Raw genomic sequence first — 17,946 nt, 5'->3', positions numbered from 1 at the left:
CACCGGGGTGATCTTCTTCGCCCTGGCGCTCAAGGACCTCCTCGCCGAGGCGGCCGACCCGGCCAGCCCGCTCTGGGGCGTGCCGCTGGGCGGCTTCTGGATCACCGTCTTCTACGGCGGGGTGGCGCTCTATCTGCTCAGCGTCGGCGGCTGCGCGTACCTGGCGTTGCGGTCGGTGCGCTGGCCACTGCTGGTGGGGGTGCTGGTGCTCGCCGGCCTCGCGCCGCTCGCCGCGCCGCTGCCCGAGCTGGTGGCGCTGGGCGTGCTGGCGCTGGTCGTCCTCGCCGTCGTCACGGCCGAGACGCTGAGCGAGGACGGCCGGCGGCGGCAGGTTCGGCAGCTCGCCCTCGCCGAGCAGTACGCGGCCGAGCAGGAGCAGAGCCGGTGGCGACGGGAGCACCTCTGACACGCGCGACGGCCGTGCCCCGGGACGGTGGGGCACGGCCGTCGCGTGGTTCCGGTCGGCTACAGCTCCGCGAGGGTGCCGGCGTACATCTTGTCGATCTCGGCGGCGAAGTTGCTCTCCACGCCCCGGCGCTTGATCTTCAGCGACGGGGTGATCTCGCCGTGCTCGATGGTCAGGTCGCGGGGGAGGATCGCCACCTTCTTGATGGTCTCCCAGCGGTTGAGCTTGCCGTTGAGCTCCGCGACGTAGCCCTCGACCATCTCCCGGGCCTCGTCGGAGGCGACGATCTCGGCGTACGGCCGGCCCTCCAGCGGCCCGCCGGCCGCCCAGCCGGCGATCGCGTCCGGGTCGAGGGTGACCAGCATCGTGCAGTAGTTGCGGGCCTGACCGATGACGATCGCCTGCGAGGTGTACGGGCAGATGGCCTTGAACATGCCCTCGATGTGGCTGGGCGCGATGTACTTGCCGCCGGAGGTCTTGACCAGGTCCTTCTTCCGGTCGGTGATCCGCAGGTAGCCGTCGTCGTCGAGGCTGCCGATGTCGCCGGTGCGGAAGAAGCCGTCGTCGGTGAACGCGGCGGCGGTCTCCTCGGGCAGGTTGTGGTAGCCGCGCATCACCGGCCGGCCGCGGACCAGGATCTCGCCGTCGGTGTCGATCCGGCACTCCAGGTCGCCCATCGCCCGGCCGACGGTGCCGATCCGCAGCCCGTCGGGCGGGTTGACGAAGTTGCCCGCGCTGGTCTCGGTCAGGCCGTACCCCTCGGAGATGGGCAGGTTGGCCGCGGCGAAGAAGGTGGCGATCTCCTGGCTCAGCGGCGCGGCGCCGGAGACCAGCACCCGGATCCGGCCGCCGAGGCGCTGCTGGATCTTGCTGAACACCAGCTTCTCGGCCAGCGCGTAGCGCAGCCTGAGCCCGGCCGGGACCGGCTTGCCGGCCTGCTCCAGCCCGACCTTCTCCTTGCCGGTGCGGACCGCCCAGGCGAAGATCTTCGCCTTCGCTCCGCCCGCGTCCTGCGCCGTGGTGACCGACTTGTTGTAGACCTTCTCGAAGACCCGGGGCGCCCCGCACATCAGTGACGGCTTCACCACGGCCAGCATGTCGACCAGCTTGTCCACCCGACCGTCGACGTAGGTGGGCAGGCCGACGTGGGTGGCGCCGCAGAGCAGCGTCTTGCCGAACGAGTGGGACAGCGGGAGCCAGAGGTACTGCAGGTCGTCGTCGCGGAGCAGCCCCACCTCACACTGGGCCACGCCCTCCCAGCACCAGCCGCCGTGCAGCAGCTCGACGCCCTTGGGGCGCCCGGTGGTGCCGGAGGTGTAGATCAGCGTGGCCAGGTGGTCCGGACCGATGCCGGCGACCAGCATGTCGATCAGGTCCGGCTCGGCGGCCAGCGCCTGGGCGCCGCGCTCCTCCAGCTCAGCGAGGGTGAGCTGCGGGATCGGCGCGTCCGGGTCGGCGGCGCCGTCGAAGAGCACTACGTGGGTCAGCCGGGGCAGCTGCGCGCCGGAGATCTTCGCGGCCTGGGCCGGGTTCTCGGCGAAGAGCACCCGGGAGCCCGAGTCGGCGACGATGTAGGTGGCGTCCTCGGGTTCGGTGGTCGGGTAGACCGTGGTGGTGGCGCCGCCGGCGCACATGATGCCGAAGTCGGCGATCACCCACTCGATGCGGGTGTTCGCCAGGATGGCCACCGGGTCCTCCAGGCCGACACCGAGCCCGTGCAGCCCGGCGGCGACCGCCCGGGCCCGCTGCCCGACCTGCGCCCAGGTCAGCCAGACCGGTCCCGAGTCGTCGGGGGCCGGGTGGGCGAAGGCGTGCCGATCGGGGGACGCCGCGACGCGCTTGAGGAACATGTCGGGGATCGAGCGGTACGGTACATCGAGAGCCATCGCTGAAGCCGCCTTCAGGGGTGGAGGCGTGACGGGGGTCACGTCGTTTTGCGGTTACCGAAGGGTATTGCCTGCACCCGGCCATCGGCTAGTGCCGTCACCGGAGCGTGACCAGCCCGGGCGGCGGGCTGGTCGGGCCGGGACGGCGGGTCGCCGGGCCGGGACGGCGGGGTGGGCCGGCCGGTTCAGGCGTACCGGGTGGCCGCCAGGGACCAGTCGTAGGTGGCCCGGATCCAGTCCCGCCGGGTGGTCAGGAAGTCGCGGACGGCCTCGTTGCCGGCCGCCGCCAGCACCGCCTCCCGGGCGGCGTACGCGGCCAGCCCGGCGTTGTACCGGTCGGCCGCCGCCCGCAGCGCTGTCTCCTCGTCCAGCCCGTCCTCACCGGCGATCGTGCTGACCAGGTTGTGCGCGTCCGGCAACCGGCTCTGTTCCTTGCCGTAGGAGAACAGGTCGTTGCACCAGCAGACCAGGTCCGCGGCGAGGGCGTCGAGGGCGGCCATCCCCGGGTCGGCCCGCCCGGCCGGGCCGGGCCACCGGTCGCGGGCCAGGTCGGTGAGGGTGAAGGCGGGGCGGGCGCCGCCGGTGTGCCGGCGCATCTGCACGTACTCGGCGGAGCCGGGCACCCGCCGGTGCTCCCGGTTGGCCGCCTCCCAGAGCAGCGCCAGCAGGTACTCCCGCAACTGGCTGATCAGGCGCAGCAGGGCGGCCGGCTGCCGGCGGTCGCGCACCCGCCGGCACACGTCGTCCAGCGCGACACCGAGCGGGCCGGCCCCGGCGGGCGGCGCGACGCTCCCGTCACCGTGCCGGTCCAACACCTCCAGCAGCAGGGCGACCACGGGCGCCAGCCGGACCGGGCTGGCGCCCAGGCCGTCCTCGTCGCAGGCGTCGTCCATCACGAACAGCCAGGTGATCAGGTCGGTCAGCAGGCGCAGCCGGTCGACGGGCGCCTCCGGACAGGCCCGGGCGGCCAGGTCGGCCGGGTCGGCGGCGCGCAACCGGCGCAGTCCGGCCGGGGTGTGGACCAGGCCCAGGTCGCGCGCCCATCCGGCGCTTTCCCCGGCCACCACGCCCATGGCGTCGTGCCGGCGCGGCACGAAGGGGGGTTCGCGCAGGACCGAGACCGCGAAGCTCCGCATGGTGCTCCCTGCCGCGCCACCGGAGGGGATCGGTGGCGCGAGGAGCAGCGTACGGCGCTGGGCATCGATTTCCATCACTGGACGGAAAAGTAGTTCACGTTTCCCGTGACCGCTTTTGCACGCTCCGTCAGAGGCCGAGGTCGGCCGCCCGCAGCCGCTCGGCCGCCGCCGGGGAACCGTCCACCTGCACCCGGGCCACCCGCTGCCGACCGGACAGGAACAGCGCCAGCTCGCCCGGCGCGCCGACCAGCCGCAGCCGGTCGCCGCCCCGACCCAGCCGCGTCTCGCCGAAGCCGGGCGCCTGGACCAGCAGGTCCGCCGGGAACCGGCGCAGCCCCATCCGGGCCAGCAGCGCCGCCCGCTTCCACAGCACCGCCGACTCGCCGGCCGGCAGGTCGCGGGGCAGCCAGCCGGGGCGGGCCCGGCGCACGTCCTCGTGGTGGAGGAAGAACTCCATCGTGTTGACCAGCTCGTCGGTCAGCGGATTGCTGACCGGGCTCCACACCGGCGGGCGGCGCACCTGCGCCACCAGGTCGGCGTAGGGGCGGGCGGCGGTGCGCCGGCGCACCTTCTCGGCGTACTCCCGCAGCGGCGGCAGCACGATGCCCCCGGCGGCGTCCGGCCGCCGCTCGCGGACGATCAGGTGGGCGGCCAGGTCCCGGGTCGTCCAACCCTCGGCGACGGTCGGCGCGTCCGGTCCCAGTTCCAGCATCAGGTCGGCGAGCGCCTCGCGCTCGGCTCTGGCGTACCGCGGCATGCCGCCGATCGTAGGCCCGCCACGACCGATCGGCGCGCCGGTGCCGCGCCGCGTTCCCGCCGGGGCGGCCCCGCCGGAGACGACCGGGTACGGAAGTGACGGTGGACATGCTCCTCCGGGTCGGCGGAGCGACCCCCGAGCGGTAAGGATGAGGGAGATAATTGCGGCTTACGGCGGGGGAGAGTGTGGCGAGCGGGACGAGTCGGGACGTACTCGGCAGGGGAATGGCGGTCCTCGGCCGGGCGATCCGGGAACAGCCGCGGATCTTCGCGGTGGCCGTGGCCGGCAGTGTGCTCTTCGGCTCCATGGTCATCGCCAGCGCGTACGTGGTCGGCGGGGTGGTCGGCGAGGTGGTGGTGCCGGCGGTCGCCCGCGGCTCGGTCGGGGTCGGCGCGCTGGCGCTGGCCGCCACCGCGCTGTTCGGGATCAGCGTGCTGCGGGTGGTCGGCATCTTCGGCCGGCGGCTCGGCGCCGGCTACATGCAGTACCGGCTCCAGGCCGCCTACCGCCGCCGGGTCACCCGCCGCTACCTTGAGCTGCCGCTGTCCTGGCACCACCGCAACGCCACCGGCACCCTGCTCTCCAACGCCAACTCCGACGTCGAGGCCGCCTGGTACCCGATCGCCCCGTTGCCGTTCGCCGTCGGCACCCTGGTGATGCTGGTCGGCGCCGTGGTGTCGCTCTTCCTCACCGACTGGGCCCTCGCCCTGGTCGGCCTGGCGGTCTTCCCGGCGCTGTTCGCGCTCAACGTCGTCTACTCCCGCCGGATGGCGCCCCGACAGGCCCGCGCCCAGCGGCTGCGCGCCGAGGTCAGCGGCATCGCGCACGAGAGCTTCGACGGCGCGCTGGTGGTCAAGACCATGGGCCGCGAGGCGCAGGAGACCGACCGGTTCGCCGCCCGCGCCCACGAGCTGCGCGACGCGCTGATCTCCGTCGGCCGGCTGCGCGGCGTCTTCGACCCGATGCTGGAGACCCTGCCCAGCCTCGGCACGCTGGCCGTGCTGGTGGTCGGCGCGTTCCGGCTCCGGGCGGGCGCGATCACCGTCACCGAACTGGTCAGCGTCGCCTTCCTCTTCACCGTGCTGGCCTTCCCGGTGCGGGCCATCGGCTGGGTGCTGGCCGAGCTGCCGCGCAGCGTCGCCGGCTGGGACCGGGTGCGCCGGGTGCTGGACGCCACCGGCGAGATGCCGTACGGGACGCGCCGGCTCGACCCGGCCGAGCCGCGCCCGGCCACGCTCGCCTTCGACGACGTGCACTTCGGGTACGAGCCGGCCGAGGCGCACCTGCCCGGCGCCCAGGTCCTCGGCGAGGTCGGCTTCACCGTGCCGGCCGGGAAGACGGTGGCCCTGGTCGGGCCCACCGGTGCCGGCAAGTCCACCGTCGCGTCGCTGGCCGTCCGGCTGGTCGACCCCGACTCCGGCACGGTCACCCTGGACGGGGTGGACCTGCGCGAGCTGACCGCCGAGTCGCTGGCCCGCACGGTCGCGCTGGTCGCCCAGGTGCCGTTCGTCTTCGACGACACCGTCCGGGCCAACATCAGCCTGGACCGCCCCGGCGTCGGCGACGACGACGTCTGGGCGGCGCTGCGGCTGGCCGAGGCCGACGGCTTCGTCGCCGCGCTGCCCGACGGGCTGGACACCATGGTCGGCGAGCGGGGCACCTCGCTCTCCGGCGGCCAGCGGCAGCGGCTGACCCTGGCCCGGGCCCTGGCCGGCCGGCCCCGGCTGCTGGTGCTCGACGACGCCACCAGCGCCGTCGACCCGCGGGTGGAGGCGGCCATCCTGGCCGGGCTGCGCGGCGGCACCCCCGACGGGGCGGCCGCGTCGATCCTGGTGGTCGCCTACCGGCGGGCCACCATCGCCCTGGCCGACGAGGTGATCTACCTGGAGCAGGGCCGGGTGCTGGCCCGCGGCACCCACACCGAGCTGCTGGCCACCGTGCCCGGGTACGCCGACCTGGTCACCGCGTACGAGCAGGCCGAGCAGGAGCGCGAACAGAACCGGACGTACGACGAGGTGGCGCCGCTGACCTCGGGCCTGGAGATCGAGGTGGACCGGTGAGCACTACCCCTACCACCGAGGCCGGGCGGCCGGCGGAGAAGAGCGAGTCGACCTGGGGGACGCTGCGGCGCGGGCTGGCGCTCTCGCCGGAACTGAAGGTCGGGCTGGCCGGCACGCTGGCGTTGGCGCTGGTCTACATGGTCGGCCGGGTGGCCGTGCCGGTGGCGGTGCAGCGCGGCATCGACCACGGCATCGTCGGCGGCCTCGACCTGGACGTGGTGTGGACGGTGGTGGTGGTGACCGCCGCCGTGCTGGTGGTGACCACCACCTGCGGCTACCTGATGATGCGGCGGCTGTTCACGGTCAGCGAGACCGCGCTGGCCAACGTGCGGACCAGGGCGTTCCGGCACGTGCACGACCTGTCGATGCTGCACCAGCAGTCGGAGCGGCGCGGGTCGCTGGTCTCCCGGGTGACCAGCGACGTCGACCAGATAACCCAGTTCCTCCAGTGGGGCGGGGTGATCCTGCTGGTCAACCTGGGTCAGCTGGTGGTGACCACGGCGGTGATGCTGGCGTACTCCTGGCAGCTGACCCTGGTGGTCTACGCGGCCTTCGCGCCCGCCGTGCTGGTGATCCGGCTGTTGCAGCGCCGCCTCGCCGGCGCGTACGGCGTGGTCCGGCAGCGGATGGGCGCGCTGCTCGGCACGATCGGCGAGAGCGTGGTCGGGGCGCCGGTGATCCGGGCGTACGGCATCGCGGGCCGGACCGAGCGGCGGCTGGACGAGGCGATCGAACGGCAGCGTGAGGCGCAGCAGCGGGCCATCCGGATCAGCATCCTGGGCAGCTCGGTCGGTGAGCTGGCGGCGGGGCTGGCGCTGGCCGGCGTGGTGGTCGTCGGGGTCAGCCTGGGCGTCGACCGGACCCTGTCGATCGGCCAGCTCACCGCGTTCCTGTTCCTGGTGACGCTCTTCATCCAGCCGGTGCAGATCGCCACCGAGGTGCTCAACGAGGCGCAGAACGCGATCGCCGGCTGGCGGCGGGTGCTCGACGTGCTGGACGTCGCCCCGGACGTGGCCGACCCGGGTGAGCAGGGCCGCGAGCTGCCGCCGGGCCCGATCGACGTGCGCTTCGCGAACGTGGGGTTCGCCTACCCGGGCGGCCCGCCGGTGCTGCACGACGTCACCCTGGACATCCCGGCGAAGAGCCGGGTGGCGGTGGTCGGGGAGACCGGCAGCGGCAAGACCACCTTCGCCAAGCTGCTCACCCGGCTGATGGACCCGACCACCGGGTCGGTGCTGCTCTCCGGGGTGCCGCTGGACCGGGTGCGGTTCGACTCGCTGCGGTCCCGGGTGGTGATGGTGCCGCAGGACGGGTTCCTGTTCGACGCCACGGTGGGGGAGAACGTCCGCTTCGCCCGGCCGGAGCTGACCGACGAGCAGCTCACCGCCGCCTTCACCGAGTTGGGCCTGGCCGACTGGCTGGACGGCCTGCCGTCCGGGCTGGGCACCCCGGTCGGGGAGCGCGGCGAGGCGCTGAGCGTGGGGGAGCGGCAGCTGGTCGCGTTGGCCCGGGCGTACGTCGCCGACCCCGACCTGCTGGTGCTCGACGAGGCCACCAGCGCGGTCGACCCGGCCACCGAGGTGCGCCTGCAACGCACCCTGGACGCGGTGACCCGGGGCCGGACCACCCTGGCGATCGCGCACCGGCTCTCCACCGCCCAGTCCGCCGACGAGGTGATCGTGGTGGACCGCGGTCGCGTCGTCCAACGCGGCCCCCACGAAGACCTGCTCAAGGACGAAGACTCCGTCTACGCCCTCCTCTACGCCTCCTGGCTCGAACAAACCCGCTGACCCCCGCCGGTCAACTCTGGTCGAGGGGGCCGGTGAGGTAGCGCTGGAGGGTGGGGCCGATGGTGGCCACCAGGGTGTCGGGGGTGGCGGAGGCGACCGGCTCCAGGCGGATGACGTAGCGCATCATGGCCAGGCCGGCGAGCTGGGTGGACACCAGGGAACCGCGCAGCGGCGCCTCGGCGGGGTCGAGGTCGAGCTGGTCGAGGACGCGGCGCAGGATCTGGGTGGTGAGGAACTCGCGCAGCAGCCGGGCGGTCCACTGGTTGCTGACCGCCGAGCGAAGCAGCGCCACCGCGGCGGTGCCGACCGGCGAGTCCCAGACGCCGAGGAAGGTGCGGACCAGCCGGGCGCCGACCTCGTCCCGGCCGCCGGCCAGCACCCGCGGCAGCAGCTCGGCCGGGTCGATCGGGATCGCCACGGTGGCCCGGAACAGCTCCTCCTTGGTCCTGAAGTAGTGGTGCACGAGCGCCGGGTCGACGCCGGCGGTGGTGGCGATGGCCCGGATCGAGGCGGCGTCGAAGCCACGCTCGGCGAACGCGGTCCGAGCCGCGGCGAGGATCGCGTCGCGGGTGTCCGGGTTGCCGGGCCGCCGGCCGGTGCGCCGGGCCGTCACCCGCTGCGCCGGCGCAGGGTCGCCGCGGCCAGCACCAGCGCCACCACGGCCGCGCCGGCCACGATCGCCACGTCGCGCCACATGGTGCCGGTCGGGTCCGGGTGGGCGCCGACCTCCTGGAGGGCCTCGACCGCGTACGACAGGGGCAGCGCGTCGCTGACCGCCTGGAGCCAGCCGGCCATCTCGCCCCGGGGCACGAAGAGCCCGCAGAGCAGCAGTTGGGGGATCGCCACCACGGGCATGAACTGCACGGCCTGGAACTCGGTGCGGGCGAAGGCGGAGCAGAACAGTCCGAGCGCCACGGCCAGCACGGCGTTGACCGCGGCGATCAGCACCACCAGCCAGATGCTGCCGGCGGTGTCCAGCCCGAAGACCCAGTACGCCACGGCCGAGGCGATGGCGGCCTGCACCGCCCCGGCCAGGCCGAACGCGATGCCGTAGCCGAAGAGCAGGTCGAGCTTGCCCAGCGGGGTGGTGAGCAGCCGTTCCAGGGTGCCGGTGGTGCGCTCGCGGAGCATGGCGATGCTGGTCACCAGGAACATGATGATGAACGGGAAGAAGCCCAGCATGATCAGGGCCACCCGGTCGAAGACGCTGGGCCGCCCGGGCGGGGTGGGCTGGTCGACGTACATGAAGTAGACCAGGGTGAGCAGCACGGTCGGGACCACCAGCAGCAGCGCCACGGTGCGCCGGTCGTGCCGCAGTTGGCGCAGGATGCGTCCGGTGGTGGCGGCCAGGATGCGCGGGTTCACGAGGCGTCCTTTCCGGCGGTGCCCGCCTCGCTCGCGCGGATCAGTCGCAGGAACGCCTCGTCGAGGTCGTCGACGCCGGCGGTGGCGCGTACCCCGGCGGGGGTGTCGTCGGCGATCAGCCGGCCCTCGCGGATCAGCAGCAGCCGGTCGCAGCGGGCCGCCTCGTCCATCACGTGGCTGGAGACCAGCAGGGTGGTCCCGGCGGCGGCCATGGCGTGGAACCGGGCCCACAGGTCGGCCCGCAGCACCGGGTCCTGCCCGACGGTGGGTTCGTCCAGGATCACCAGCTCCGGCTCGCCGACCAGGGCGCAGGCCAGCGACGCCCGACTGCGCTGCCCGCCGGAGAGGGTGCCGACCAGCTGGCCGGCGGCGTCGGCCAGCCCGACGTCGGCGACCGCCCGGTCGGCCTCGGTGTGGCCCCGGCCGTGCAGGGCGGCGAAGTAGCGGGTGTTCTCCCGCACCGTCAGGTCGGCGTAGACGCTGGGCGCCTGGGTGAGGTAGCCGACCCGCGAGCGCAGCTCCCGCGACCCGGCGGGCCGGCCGAGCACGGTGACCGTGCCCGAGCCGATGGTCTGCACACCGACGACCGCCCGCATCAGGGTGGTCTTGCCGCTGCCGCTGGGGCCGAGCAGCCCGGTCACCGTGCCGCGCGGCACCGCACAGCTGACGCCGTGCAGCACCCGCCGCCCGCCGCGCTCCACGACCAGGTCGTGGACCGTCACCGCCTCGTCCATCGCCCGCCTCCGAAACTCATCACCTGTTGAACTCAACGCTAGATGAGTTGTGCCCCGCCCCGCAACGGTTGACTTCGAGCGTGCTCGAACTGGAAGGCTGGAGCGCGTGGACATCAGCACCGAGGAGAGGGGCCTGTCGGTGGGCGAAGCCGCCGCCCGGGTCGGCCTGACCACCTACACGCTGCGCTGGTACGAGCAGGAGGGGCTGGTCGCCCCGGTCGGGCGGGACTCTGCGGGCCGCCGCCGCTACACCGAGTCCGACGTCAACTGGCTGGTCCTGCTCACCCGGCTGCGCCGCACCGGCATGCCCGTGCGGGACATGCGCCGCTACGCCGAGCTGGCCCGGCTGGGGGACCGGACCCTCGGCGCCCGGCGGGCGCTGTTCGAGGCGCACCGGGCCCGGGTGCTGGCCCGGATGGCCGAGCTCACCGAGGACCTCGAGGTCCTCGACCACAAGATCGACATCTACCGCAGGGCGGAGGAGGAGCAGGCATGATGCGACGACGGATGGGCGCGGACGGACCGGAGGTCTCGGCCGTCGGCCTCGGCTGCATGGGGATGAGCTTCGCGTACGGGCAGGGCGACGACGCCGAGTCCACCCGGACCCTGCACCGGGCCCTCGACCTGGGCGTCAACCACCTCGACACCGCCGACATGTACGGGTTCGGCGCCAACGAGCGGCTGCTCGGTCCGGTGGTGCGGGCCCGCCGCGACGAGGTCTTCCTGGCCACCAAGTTCGGCAACCGTGCCCGCGGCGACAGCTTCGGCGGCACCGGCACCCCCGGCGCGTACGTCGACAGCAGCGCCGCCTGGGCCCGGGAGGCCTGCGACGCCTCGCTGAGCCGGCTGGGCGTCGACACCATCGACCTGTACTACCTGCACCGGCGGAACCCGGACACCCCGATCGAGGAGACCGTCGGCGCGCTCGCCGAGCTGGCGACGGCCGGCAAGATCCGGCTGGTGGGCCTCTCCGAGGTCAGCCCGGCCACCCTGCGGGCGGCCCACGCGGTCCACCCGATCGCCGCCGTGCAGATGGAGTACTCCCTGTTCAGCCGGGACGTCGAGACCGAGATGCTGGCCACCTGCCGGGAGCTCGGTGTGGCGCTGGTCGCGTACTCGCCGGTGGGTCGGGGGCTGCTCACCGGCGCGATCACCAGCCGTGAACAGTTGGCCGCCGACGACTGGCGGGCCAACGTGCCCCGCTTCGCCGAGGGCAACCTCGACGCCAACCTGAAGCTGGTCGAGGCGGTCCGCGAGGTCGCCGCCGAGGTCGGCTGCACCCCGGCCCAGGCGGCGCTGGCCTGGCTGCTCGCCCAGGGCGAGGACATCCTGCCGATCCCCGGCACCAAGCGGGTCCGCTACCTGGAGGAGAACGCGGCGGCGGCCGACATCGAGCTCACCGCGGCGCAGCGGGACCGGCTGCGCGAGGCGGTGCCGGCCGACGCGGTGGCCGGGGAGCGCTACCCCGAGGCGGGGATGCGGACGGTCGGTCACTGACCGCCCTCCGGGACGCGGCGGCGGGGGCCGCGGCGGGTGCGGGACAATGGGTCACTGTGCCCGTACCTGACGCTCCCCTGACCGCCGGTCCCGACCGCTCCGACGCGGCCGGCGGCCCGGCCCGCCCGTCCCGGCTCGACCCCGCCGTCGCCGCCCGGCTGCGCCGCACCCCCGACGGCCTGGTCGCCGCCGTGGTGCGCCAGCACGACACCGGCGAGGTCCTGATGCTCGCCTGGATGGACGACGAGGCCCTGCACCGCACGCTGACCACCGGCCGGGCCACGTACTGGTCGCGCAGCCGCCAGGAGTACTGGGTCAAGGGCGCCACCTCCGGCCACCACCAGCACGTCCGCTCGGTGGCGGTGGACTGCGACGGTGACGCGCTGCTGGTGAGCGTCGATCAGGTCGGCGCCGCCTGCCACACTGGGCACCACTCGTGCTTCTTCGAGGAACTGCCGGTCACCCCTGGAGGCGATGCCGCATGACCGACGGGACGGTCAGCCCGGACCAGGCCACCTTCGCCGACCTGGCCGCGCGCTGGCGGGTCGTACCGGTCGTCCGCCGGCTGCTCGCCGACGCCGAGACCCCGGTCGGGGTCTACCGGAAGCTGGCCGGCGGCCCCGGCACCTTCCTGCTGGAGTCCGCCGAGCAGGGCGCCGGCCCGGCCGGCACGCCCTGGTCGCGCTACTCCTTCATCGGGGTACGCAGCCTCGCCACCCTCGGCGAGCGGGACGGCTCCGCCGTCTGGACCGGCCACCCGCCCGCCGGCCTGCCCACCGGCGGCGACCCGGTACGCGCGCTGCGGGAGACCGTCGAGCAGCTCGCCGGTCCGGTCTTCGACCCGGCCAGCGGGATGCCGCCGCTCACCGGCGGGATGGTCGGCTACCTCGGCTACGACTTCGTCCGGCGCCTCGAACGGCTGCCCGAGCTCACCGAGGACGACCTGCGCCTGCCCGAGCTGGGCATGATGCTCGCCACCGACCTGGTGGTGCTCGACCACCACGAGGGCTCGGCGATCCTGGTGGCCAACGCGGTGCTGCCGCCCACCGACGCCCCGGACCGGGCGCCGCTGGTGGCGGCGGCGTACCACCACGCGGTGGGGCGGCTCGACGCGATGACCACCGCGCTGTCCCGACCGATTCCGCCCATGATCTCCACGGTCGAGCGGCCGGCGGTCGGCGACGTGGTCAGCCGCACCCCCGACGGTGGCTATCCCAAGGCGGTCGAGGCGGCCAAGGAGGCCATCCGGGCCGGCGAGTGCTTCCAGATCGTGCTGGCCCAGCGCTTCGAGCGGGCCACCGAGGCCGACCCGCTGGACGTCTACCGGGTGCTGCGCACCACCAACCCCAGCCCGTACATGTACCTGCTGCGCTTCGACGGCTTCGACATCGTCGGCTCGTCCCCGGAGGCGCACCTCAAGGTCACCGGGGACGCCGACGGCCGGCGGCGCGCCCTGCTGCACCCGATCGCCGGCACCCGCCCGCGCGGGGCCACCCCGGAGGCCGACGCCCGGTACGCCGCCGAGCTGCTCGCCGACCCGAAGGAGCGCGCCGAGCACGTGATGCTGGTCGACCTGGGCCGCAACGACCTGGGCCGGGTCTGCCGGCCGGGGAGCGTCGAGGTGCCCGAGTTCGCCACCATCGAGCGGTACAGCCACGTCATGCACATCGTCTCCACGGTGACCGGCACCCTGCGCGAGGACCGGACCGCCTTCGACGCCCTCGCGGCCACCTTCCCGGCGGGCACCCTCTCCGGCGCCCCCAAGGTGCGCGCCATGGAGATCATCGAGGAACTGGAACCGGTGCGTCGCGGCCTCTACGGCGGCACCGTCGGCTACTTCGGCTTCGGCGGTGACCTGGACATGGCGATCGCGATCCGTACCGCGCTGCTGCGCGACGGGCGGGCGTACGTGCAGGCCGGCGCCGGGGTGGTGGCCGATTCCGATCCTTCCTCGGAGGATCAGGAGACCCGCAACAAGGCCGCCGCGGTGCTCGCCGCGATCGCCGCCGCCGAGACCCTGAAGCCGGCCCGATGACCGGGGCGGGCCCTGAGCCGGCCGGGGAGCCGTCGCGGGCCGGGCGCCGCGAGCTGACGTACGCCGTCCTGCTCAGCCTGGCCGGGGCGGGCCTGGCGCTCTACGCGGCCACCCGGACCTGGACGGTGGAGCTGACCGACCGGCCGCCGTTGCCGCCGACCCGGGCGGTCCGCACGGGCGCCGCCCTGCTGCCGTGGCTGCCCGCGCTGGCCGTGGTGGGGCTGGCCGGGGGTGGCGCGCTGCTGGCCACCCGGGGTGCGGTACGCCGGGCCCTCGGCGCCCTGCTCGGGCTGCTCGGCCTGGCGGTGGCGGCCGGCGGCGGGTACGGGCTCCTCGCCGGCTTCGACGGGGAGCTGAGCCGGCAGTGGCCGGCGCTCTGCCTGGTCGGTGGCCTGCTGGCCGCGGCCGGCGGGGGCCTGACCGCGGTCCGGGGGCGGCACTGGCCGGCGATGGGCGCCCGCTACGAGCGGCGGCCCCACGACGGCGGCGCCCCGACCGCGGCTGGCGGTGGCCCGGTCTCCGGTGCCCGCACCCGGGAGGCGTGGGACGCGCTGGACCGGGGCGAGGACCCGACGGTCAGCTGACCGGCTGGCGGTCCCGCACGGCGGCCCGGGCGGCGGCCAGCTCGGTGACCAGCCGGTCCAGTTCGGCGCGCTGGTCGGCGCGGGCGCGGTCGGCGCAGACCGCCTCCCAGGCGTTGCCCCGGGCGGTACGCATCCGGGCCTCGCCGACCACGGCACGTTCCAGGGTGTGCACCACGCCGACGGCGAGCGACGCGACGGTGCGGGAGATCGTGGTGAGGCCGATGGTGGACGGCGACTCGGGAGTGGTCATGGGGTCACCTCGCACGAAGGATCGGTGGCGACGGTCGGGCGGACCGGTCGTCGATCGGGTGGACGCGTCGTCGAGTCTGCCCGAGTCGAATGCTGCCCGGCTCACGTTTCGCCGCGATGACGGGCGGAACAACTGTCGCGCGCCGCGAACCACCTGGGTAGGACCGTTCGGCCTTGAGCTTCGTCACATCCCGGCGCCCGCCGTCCCGCGCTGCGCGGTCGGCCGGATCATGGTCGAATGGGTGATGGGCATCGATCGATGTGATGCGTTCCGGCCGCCGCAGGCCGGTGACTGTGATCGATCGCAGTGGTGGCCCTGGGTGACATCCCGTTCACCGGAAGTCGGCCATTATGCCCCAGGCCATCTCGTGAGGAGCGCCATACCCCCGCCACCCGGCACCAGGTGGCGCCACCTAGCATCGGCCCATGACACCCGGAGAGGGGAGTCCGTTGGTGACTGCTGAGCATGCGCACGCGGAGGGGGACGACGCCGGTAAGGCGAAGTTCGTAAGCGTGCTCGACGAGATCATTGCCGGTGTGCGCGAGGACGTGGCGCAGCGCCAGGCGCAGGTTCCGCTGGAGCGGATCCGGCAGCTGGCGGCCGCCGCGCCGCCGCCGCTGGACGCGTACGCGGCCCTGCGCCGGCCCGGCGTGGCCGTGATCGCCGAGGTCAAGCGTTCCTCGCCGTCCAAGGGGCGGCTCGCCGAGATCGCCGACCCGGCCGACCTGGCCGGTGACTACGCCGCCGGTGGCGCGCGGGCGATCAGCGTGCTGACCGAGGGGCGCTGGTTCGGCGGGTCGCTGGACGACCTGGCCGCGGTGCGCGCCGCGGTGCAGGTGCCGGTGCTGCGCAAGGACTTCGTGGTCTCCAGCTACCAGGTGCACGAGGCCCGGGCGCACGGCGCCGACCTGGTTCTGCTGATCGTCGCCGCGCTGGAGCAGAACGCCCTGGTCGGCCTGCTGGAGCGGATCGAGTCGCTCGGCATGTGCGCGCTGGTCGAGGTGCACACCGAGGAGGAGGCCGACCGGGCCCTGGAGGCGGGTGCCCAGGTGATCGGGGTCAACGCCCGCGACCTGCGTACCCTGGAGGTCGACCGGTCCGTCTTCGAGCGGATCGCGCCCGGCCTGCCGAGCAGCGTCGTCAAGATCGCCGAGTCCGGCGTGCGCGGCCCGCACGACCTCATCCGGTACGCCTCGGCCGGCGCCGACGCGGTCCTGGTGGGTGAGGGACTGGTCACCCAGAAGAGCCCCCGCGAGGCGGTGGCCGAACTGGTCAACGCCGGGAACCACCCGGCGACGCCCCGACCGGCGCGCTGAGCCGCGTCGGGGTCCGAATCCGCAGCGAGAGGAACCCGCGATGAGCGCCGACGCGCTGGCCGCCCCGTACCCCGACACCGCCGGCCACTTCGGCCGCTTCGGTGGCCGGTTCGTTCCCGAGGCCCTGGTGGCCGCGCTGGACGAGCTGGACGGGGCGTGGCGCACCGCGATGGCCGACGAGTCGTTCCGGGCGGAGTTCGCCGCCCTGCTGCGCGACTACGCGGGCACCCCGTCGCTGCTCTACTCGGCCGAGCGGTTCTCCGCCAAGCTCGGCGCCCGGGTGCTGCTCAAGCGGGAGGACCTGAACCACACCGGCGCGCACAAGGTGCGCAACGTGCTCGGCCAGGCCCTGCTCACCAAGCGGATGGGCAAGAAGCGGGTGATCGCCGAGACCGGCGCCGGCCAGCACGGGGTGGCCACCGCGACCGCCGCCGCCCTGTTCGACCTCGAGTGCGTGGTCTACATGGGCGAGGTGGACACCGAGCGGCAGGCGCTGAACGTGGCCCGGATGCGGATGCTCGGCGCCACCGTCGTGCCGGTCACCACCGGCTCGCGCACCCTCAAGGACGCGATGAACGAGGCGATGCGGGACTGGGTCGCCAACGTCGACGACACCCACTACCTGATCGGCACCGCGGCCGGGCCGCACCCCTTCCCGGCCATGGTCCGGGACTTCGTCCGCGGCATCGGCGACGAGGCCCGCCAGCAGTGCCTCGACCAGCTCGGCGCGCTGCCCGACGCCGTCGCGGCCTGCGTCGGTGGCGGTTCCAACGCGCTGGGCATCTTCCACGCCTTCGTCGGTGACGCCGACGTCCGGCTCTACGGCTTCGAGGCCGGCGGCGACGGGGTGGAGACCGGCAAGCACGCGGCGAGCATCACCGGCGGGTCCGCCGGGGTGCTGCACGGCACCCGGACGTACGTGCTCCAGGACGCCGACGGCCAGACCGTCGAGTCGCACTCGATCTCCGCCGGCCTGGACTACCCCGGGGTGGGGCCCGAGCACGCCTGGCTGCACGACAGCGGGCGGGCCACCTACACGCCGGTGACCGACACCGAGGCGATGGCCGCGTTCGAGCTGCTCTGCCGTACCGAGGGGATCATCCCGGCGGTCGAGAGCGCGCACGCGCTGGCCGGCGCCCTGAAGATCGCCCCGAAGCTCACCGCCGAGCTGGGCCGGGAGCCGGTCATCCTGATCAACCTCTCCGGACGTGGTGACAAGGACGTGCACACCGCCGGCGAGTACTTCGGCATCCTCGACAAGGAGCAGTGACGGTGAGCAGGATCGGCGTCGCCTTCGACAAGGCCCGCGCCGACGGTCGGGCCGTACTGGTCGGCTGCATGCCGGCCGGCTTCCCGACCGTCGAGGGCAGCATCGCCGCGATGACCGCCATGGTCGAGGCGGGCGTGGACGTCATCGAGGTGGAGATCCCGTACTCCGACCCGGTGATGGACGGCCCGGTGATCCAGAAGGCCAGCGACATCGCCCTGGCCGGTGGCGTACGCACCGCCGACGCGTTGCGCATCATCGAGGCGGTCGCGGCCACCGGCGCGCCGGTGGTCACCATGACCTACTGGAACCCGGTCGAGCGGTACGGCGTCGACGCGTTCGCCCGCGACCTGGCCGCCGCCGGCGGCACCGGCCTGATCACGCCGGACCTGATCCCGGACGAGGCGCAGGAGTGGCTCGCCGCCTCCGACGCGCACGGCCTGGACCGGACGTTCCTGGTGTCGCCCTCCTCCACCGACCAGCGGCTGGCCATGACGGTGGAGCACTGCCGCGGCTTCGTCTACGCCACTGCGGTGATGGGCGTGACCGGGGCCCGGGCGCGTACCTCGGACGCGGCGCCGGTCCTGGTCGACCGGGTCCGCCGGGTGACCGACCTGCCGGTCGGCGTCGGGCTGGGCGTGGGCACCGGGGCGCAGGCCGCCACCGTCGCCGGGTACGCCGACGGCGTGATCGTGGGCAGCGCCCTGGTCCGCTGCGTGCTCGACGCGCCGGGCCAGGCCGCCGGCCTGGCCGCCCTGCGTACCCTCAGCGCCGAACTGGCCGAGGGCGTCCGCAACCCCACCCGCTGACCCCTTCCCGCCCGGGCCGCTGCCCGCCGGAGATGTGATCAGCCCACGTTGCCG

18 protein-coding genes are annotated in these 17,946 nt (G+C 74.1%); 11 read left to right on the top strand and 7 right to left on the bottom strand.

Annotated elements, in window-relative coordinates; genetic code table 11:
* The first annotated feature begins 7 nt into the window (after positions 1-7).
* On the top strand, positions 8-406 hold the full coding sequence (locus GA0074704_RS22435) for a hypothetical protein (protein WP_172880717.1): 399 nt from the start codon (positions 8-10) through the stop codon (positions 404-406).
* Positions 407-465: 59 nt separating this feature from the next.
* Here the strand turns inward: GA0074704_RS22435 and GA0074704_RS22430 are convergent, their stop codons facing one another.
* The 3 genes from GA0074704_RS22430 to GA0074704_RS22420 all read right to left on the bottom strand — a co-directional run bounded on the left by GA0074704_RS22430 (position 466) and on the right by GA0074704_RS22420 (position 4,185).
* Positions 466-2,292 (bottom strand): AMP-dependent synthetase/ligase, encoded by a 1,827-nt coding sequence (locus GA0074704_RS22430; protein WP_088972326.1) that lies wholly within the window; start codon positions 2,290-2,292, stop codon positions 466-468.
* Positions 2,293-2,477: 185 nt separating this feature from the next.
* Entirely contained in the window at positions 2,478-3,503 is a 1,026-nt protein-coding gene (locus GA0074704_RS22425) for a terpene synthase family protein (RefSeq protein WP_231926651.1), read from the bottom strand.
* A 52-nt stretch (positions 3,504-3,555) separates the two neighbouring features.
* Positions 3,556-4,185 (bottom strand): TIGR03085 family metal-binding protein, encoded by a 630-nt coding sequence (locus tag GA0074704_RS22420; protein ID WP_088972324.1) that lies wholly within the window; start codon positions 4,183-4,185, stop codon positions 3,556-3,558.
* Between the two features lie 185 nt (positions 4,186-4,370).
* On the opposite strand from GA0074704_RS22420, the gene GA0074704_RS22415 reads away from it, so the two are divergent.
* Complete coding sequence (locus GA0074704_RS22415) at positions 4,371-6,245, top strand: ABC transporter ATP-binding protein (protein WP_172880968.1); 1,875 nt, start codon at positions 4,371-4,373, stop codon at positions 6,243-6,245.
* A complete protein-coding gene (locus GA0074704_RS22410) occupies positions 6,242-8,035 on the top strand; it encodes an ABC transporter ATP-binding protein (RefSeq protein WP_088972322.1) in 1,794 nt (597 codons plus the stop codon). The genes GA0074704_RS22415 and GA0074704_RS22410 overlap by 4 nt, the downstream gene beginning before the upstream one ends.
* A gap of 10 nt (positions 8,036-8,045) precedes the next feature.
* On the opposite strand, the gene GA0074704_RS22405 is transcribed toward GA0074704_RS22410, so the two are convergent.
* The 3 genes from GA0074704_RS22405 to GA0074704_RS22395 are packed head-to-tail and all read right to left on the bottom strand — an operon-like array spanning position 8,046 to position 10,134.
* On the bottom strand, positions 8,046-8,648 hold the full coding sequence (locus GA0074704_RS22405; protein WP_088972321.1) for a TetR/AcrR family transcriptional regulator: 603 nt from the start codon (positions 8,646-8,648) through the stop codon (positions 8,046-8,048).
* Positions 8,645-9,400, bottom strand: a complete 756-nt coding sequence (locus GA0074704_RS22400) for an ABC transporter permease (protein WP_088972320.1) — start codon at positions 9,398-9,400, stop codon at positions 8,645-8,647. Before GA0074704_RS22400 ends, GA0074704_RS22405 begins: the two co-directional genes overlap by 4 nt.
* Positions 9,397-10,134, bottom strand: a complete 738-nt coding sequence (locus GA0074704_RS22395) for an ABC transporter ATP-binding protein (RefSeq protein ID WP_088972319.1) — start codon at positions 10,132-10,134, stop codon at positions 9,397-9,399. Before GA0074704_RS22395 ends, GA0074704_RS22400 begins: the two co-directional genes overlap by 4 nt.
* A gap of 106 nt (positions 10,135-10,240) precedes the next feature.
* On the opposite strand from GA0074704_RS22395, the gene GA0074704_RS22390 reads away from it, so the two are divergent.
* From GA0074704_RS22390 to GA0074704_RS22370, 5 genes are read left to right on the top strand one after another with little or no spacing between them, the layout of a single operon-like run.
* Positions 10,241-10,630 (top strand): MerR family transcriptional regulator, encoded by a 390-nt coding sequence (locus tag GA0074704_RS22390; RefSeq protein ID WP_088972318.1) that lies wholly within the window; start codon positions 10,241-10,243, stop codon positions 10,628-10,630.
* A complete protein-coding gene (locus tag GA0074704_RS22385; protein ID WP_088972317.1) occupies positions 10,627-11,631 on the top strand; it encodes an aldo/keto reductase in 1,005 nt (334 codons plus the stop codon). Before GA0074704_RS22390 ends, GA0074704_RS22385 begins: the two co-directional genes overlap by 4 nt.
* Before the next feature lie 56 nt (positions 11,632-11,687).
* Positions 11,688-12,116 (top strand): phosphoribosyl-AMP cyclohydrolase, encoded by a 429-nt coding sequence (hisI, locus tag GA0074704_RS22380; RefSeq protein ID WP_088972316.1) that lies wholly within the window; start codon positions 11,688-11,690, stop codon positions 12,114-12,116.
* The gene (locus GA0074704_RS22375) at positions 12,113-13,666 is read left to right on the top strand and encodes an anthranilate synthase component I (protein ID WP_088972315.1); all 1,554 of its coding nucleotides are present in this window, start codon (positions 12,113-12,115) and stop codon (positions 13,664-13,666) included. Before hisI ends, GA0074704_RS22375 begins: the two co-directional genes overlap by 4 nt.
* The gene (locus tag GA0074704_RS22370; protein WP_088972314.1) at positions 13,663-14,250 is read left to right on the top strand and encodes a Trp biosynthesis-associated membrane protein; all 588 of its coding nucleotides are present in this window, start codon (positions 13,663-13,665) and stop codon (positions 14,248-14,250) included. The genes GA0074704_RS22375 and GA0074704_RS22370 overlap by 4 nt, the downstream gene beginning before the upstream one ends.
* Here the strand turns inward: GA0074704_RS22370 and GA0074704_RS22365 are convergent.
* The gene (locus GA0074704_RS22365; RefSeq protein ID WP_088972313.1) at positions 14,243-14,500 is read right to left on the bottom strand and encodes a hypothetical protein; all 258 of its coding nucleotides are present in this window, start codon (positions 14,498-14,500) and stop codon (positions 14,243-14,245) included. The genes GA0074704_RS22370 and GA0074704_RS22365 overlap by 8 nt on opposite strands.
* Before the next feature lie 512 nt (positions 14,501-15,012).
* Between GA0074704_RS22365 and trpC the strand changes: the two genes are divergently transcribed.
* From trpC to trpA, 3 genes are read left to right on the top strand one after another with little or no spacing between them, the layout of a single operon-like run.
* Positions 15,013-15,816: an indole-3-glycerol phosphate synthase TrpC gene (gene trpC / locus GA0074704_RS22360; RefSeq protein ID WP_172880966.1), complete on the top strand. Its 804-nt coding sequence runs from the start codon at positions 15,013-15,015 to the stop codon at positions 15,814-15,816.
* A 40-nt stretch (positions 15,817-15,856) separates the two neighbouring features.
* Positions 15,857-17,086, top strand: a complete 1,230-nt coding sequence (gene trpB / locus GA0074704_RS22355) for a tryptophan synthase subunit beta (protein WP_088972311.1) — start codon at positions 15,857-15,859, stop codon at positions 17,084-17,086.
* A 2-nt stretch (positions 17,087-17,088) separates the two neighbouring features.
* Positions 17,089-17,892 (top strand): tryptophan synthase subunit alpha, encoded by an 804-nt coding sequence (trpA, locus tag GA0074704_RS22350; RefSeq protein WP_088972310.1) that lies wholly within the window; start codon positions 17,089-17,091, stop codon positions 17,890-17,892.
* Positions 17,893-17,946 lie beyond the last annotated feature (54 nt).

The organism is Micromonospora siamensis, assembly GCF_900090305.1.
Classification (GTDB): Bacteria; Actinomycetota; Actinomycetes; order Mycobacteriales; family Micromonosporaceae; genus Micromonospora; species Micromonospora siamensis.
The sequence above is the reverse complement of the archived record's forward strand: the minus strand, read 5'-3'. Positions and strand labels throughout refer to the sequence as shown.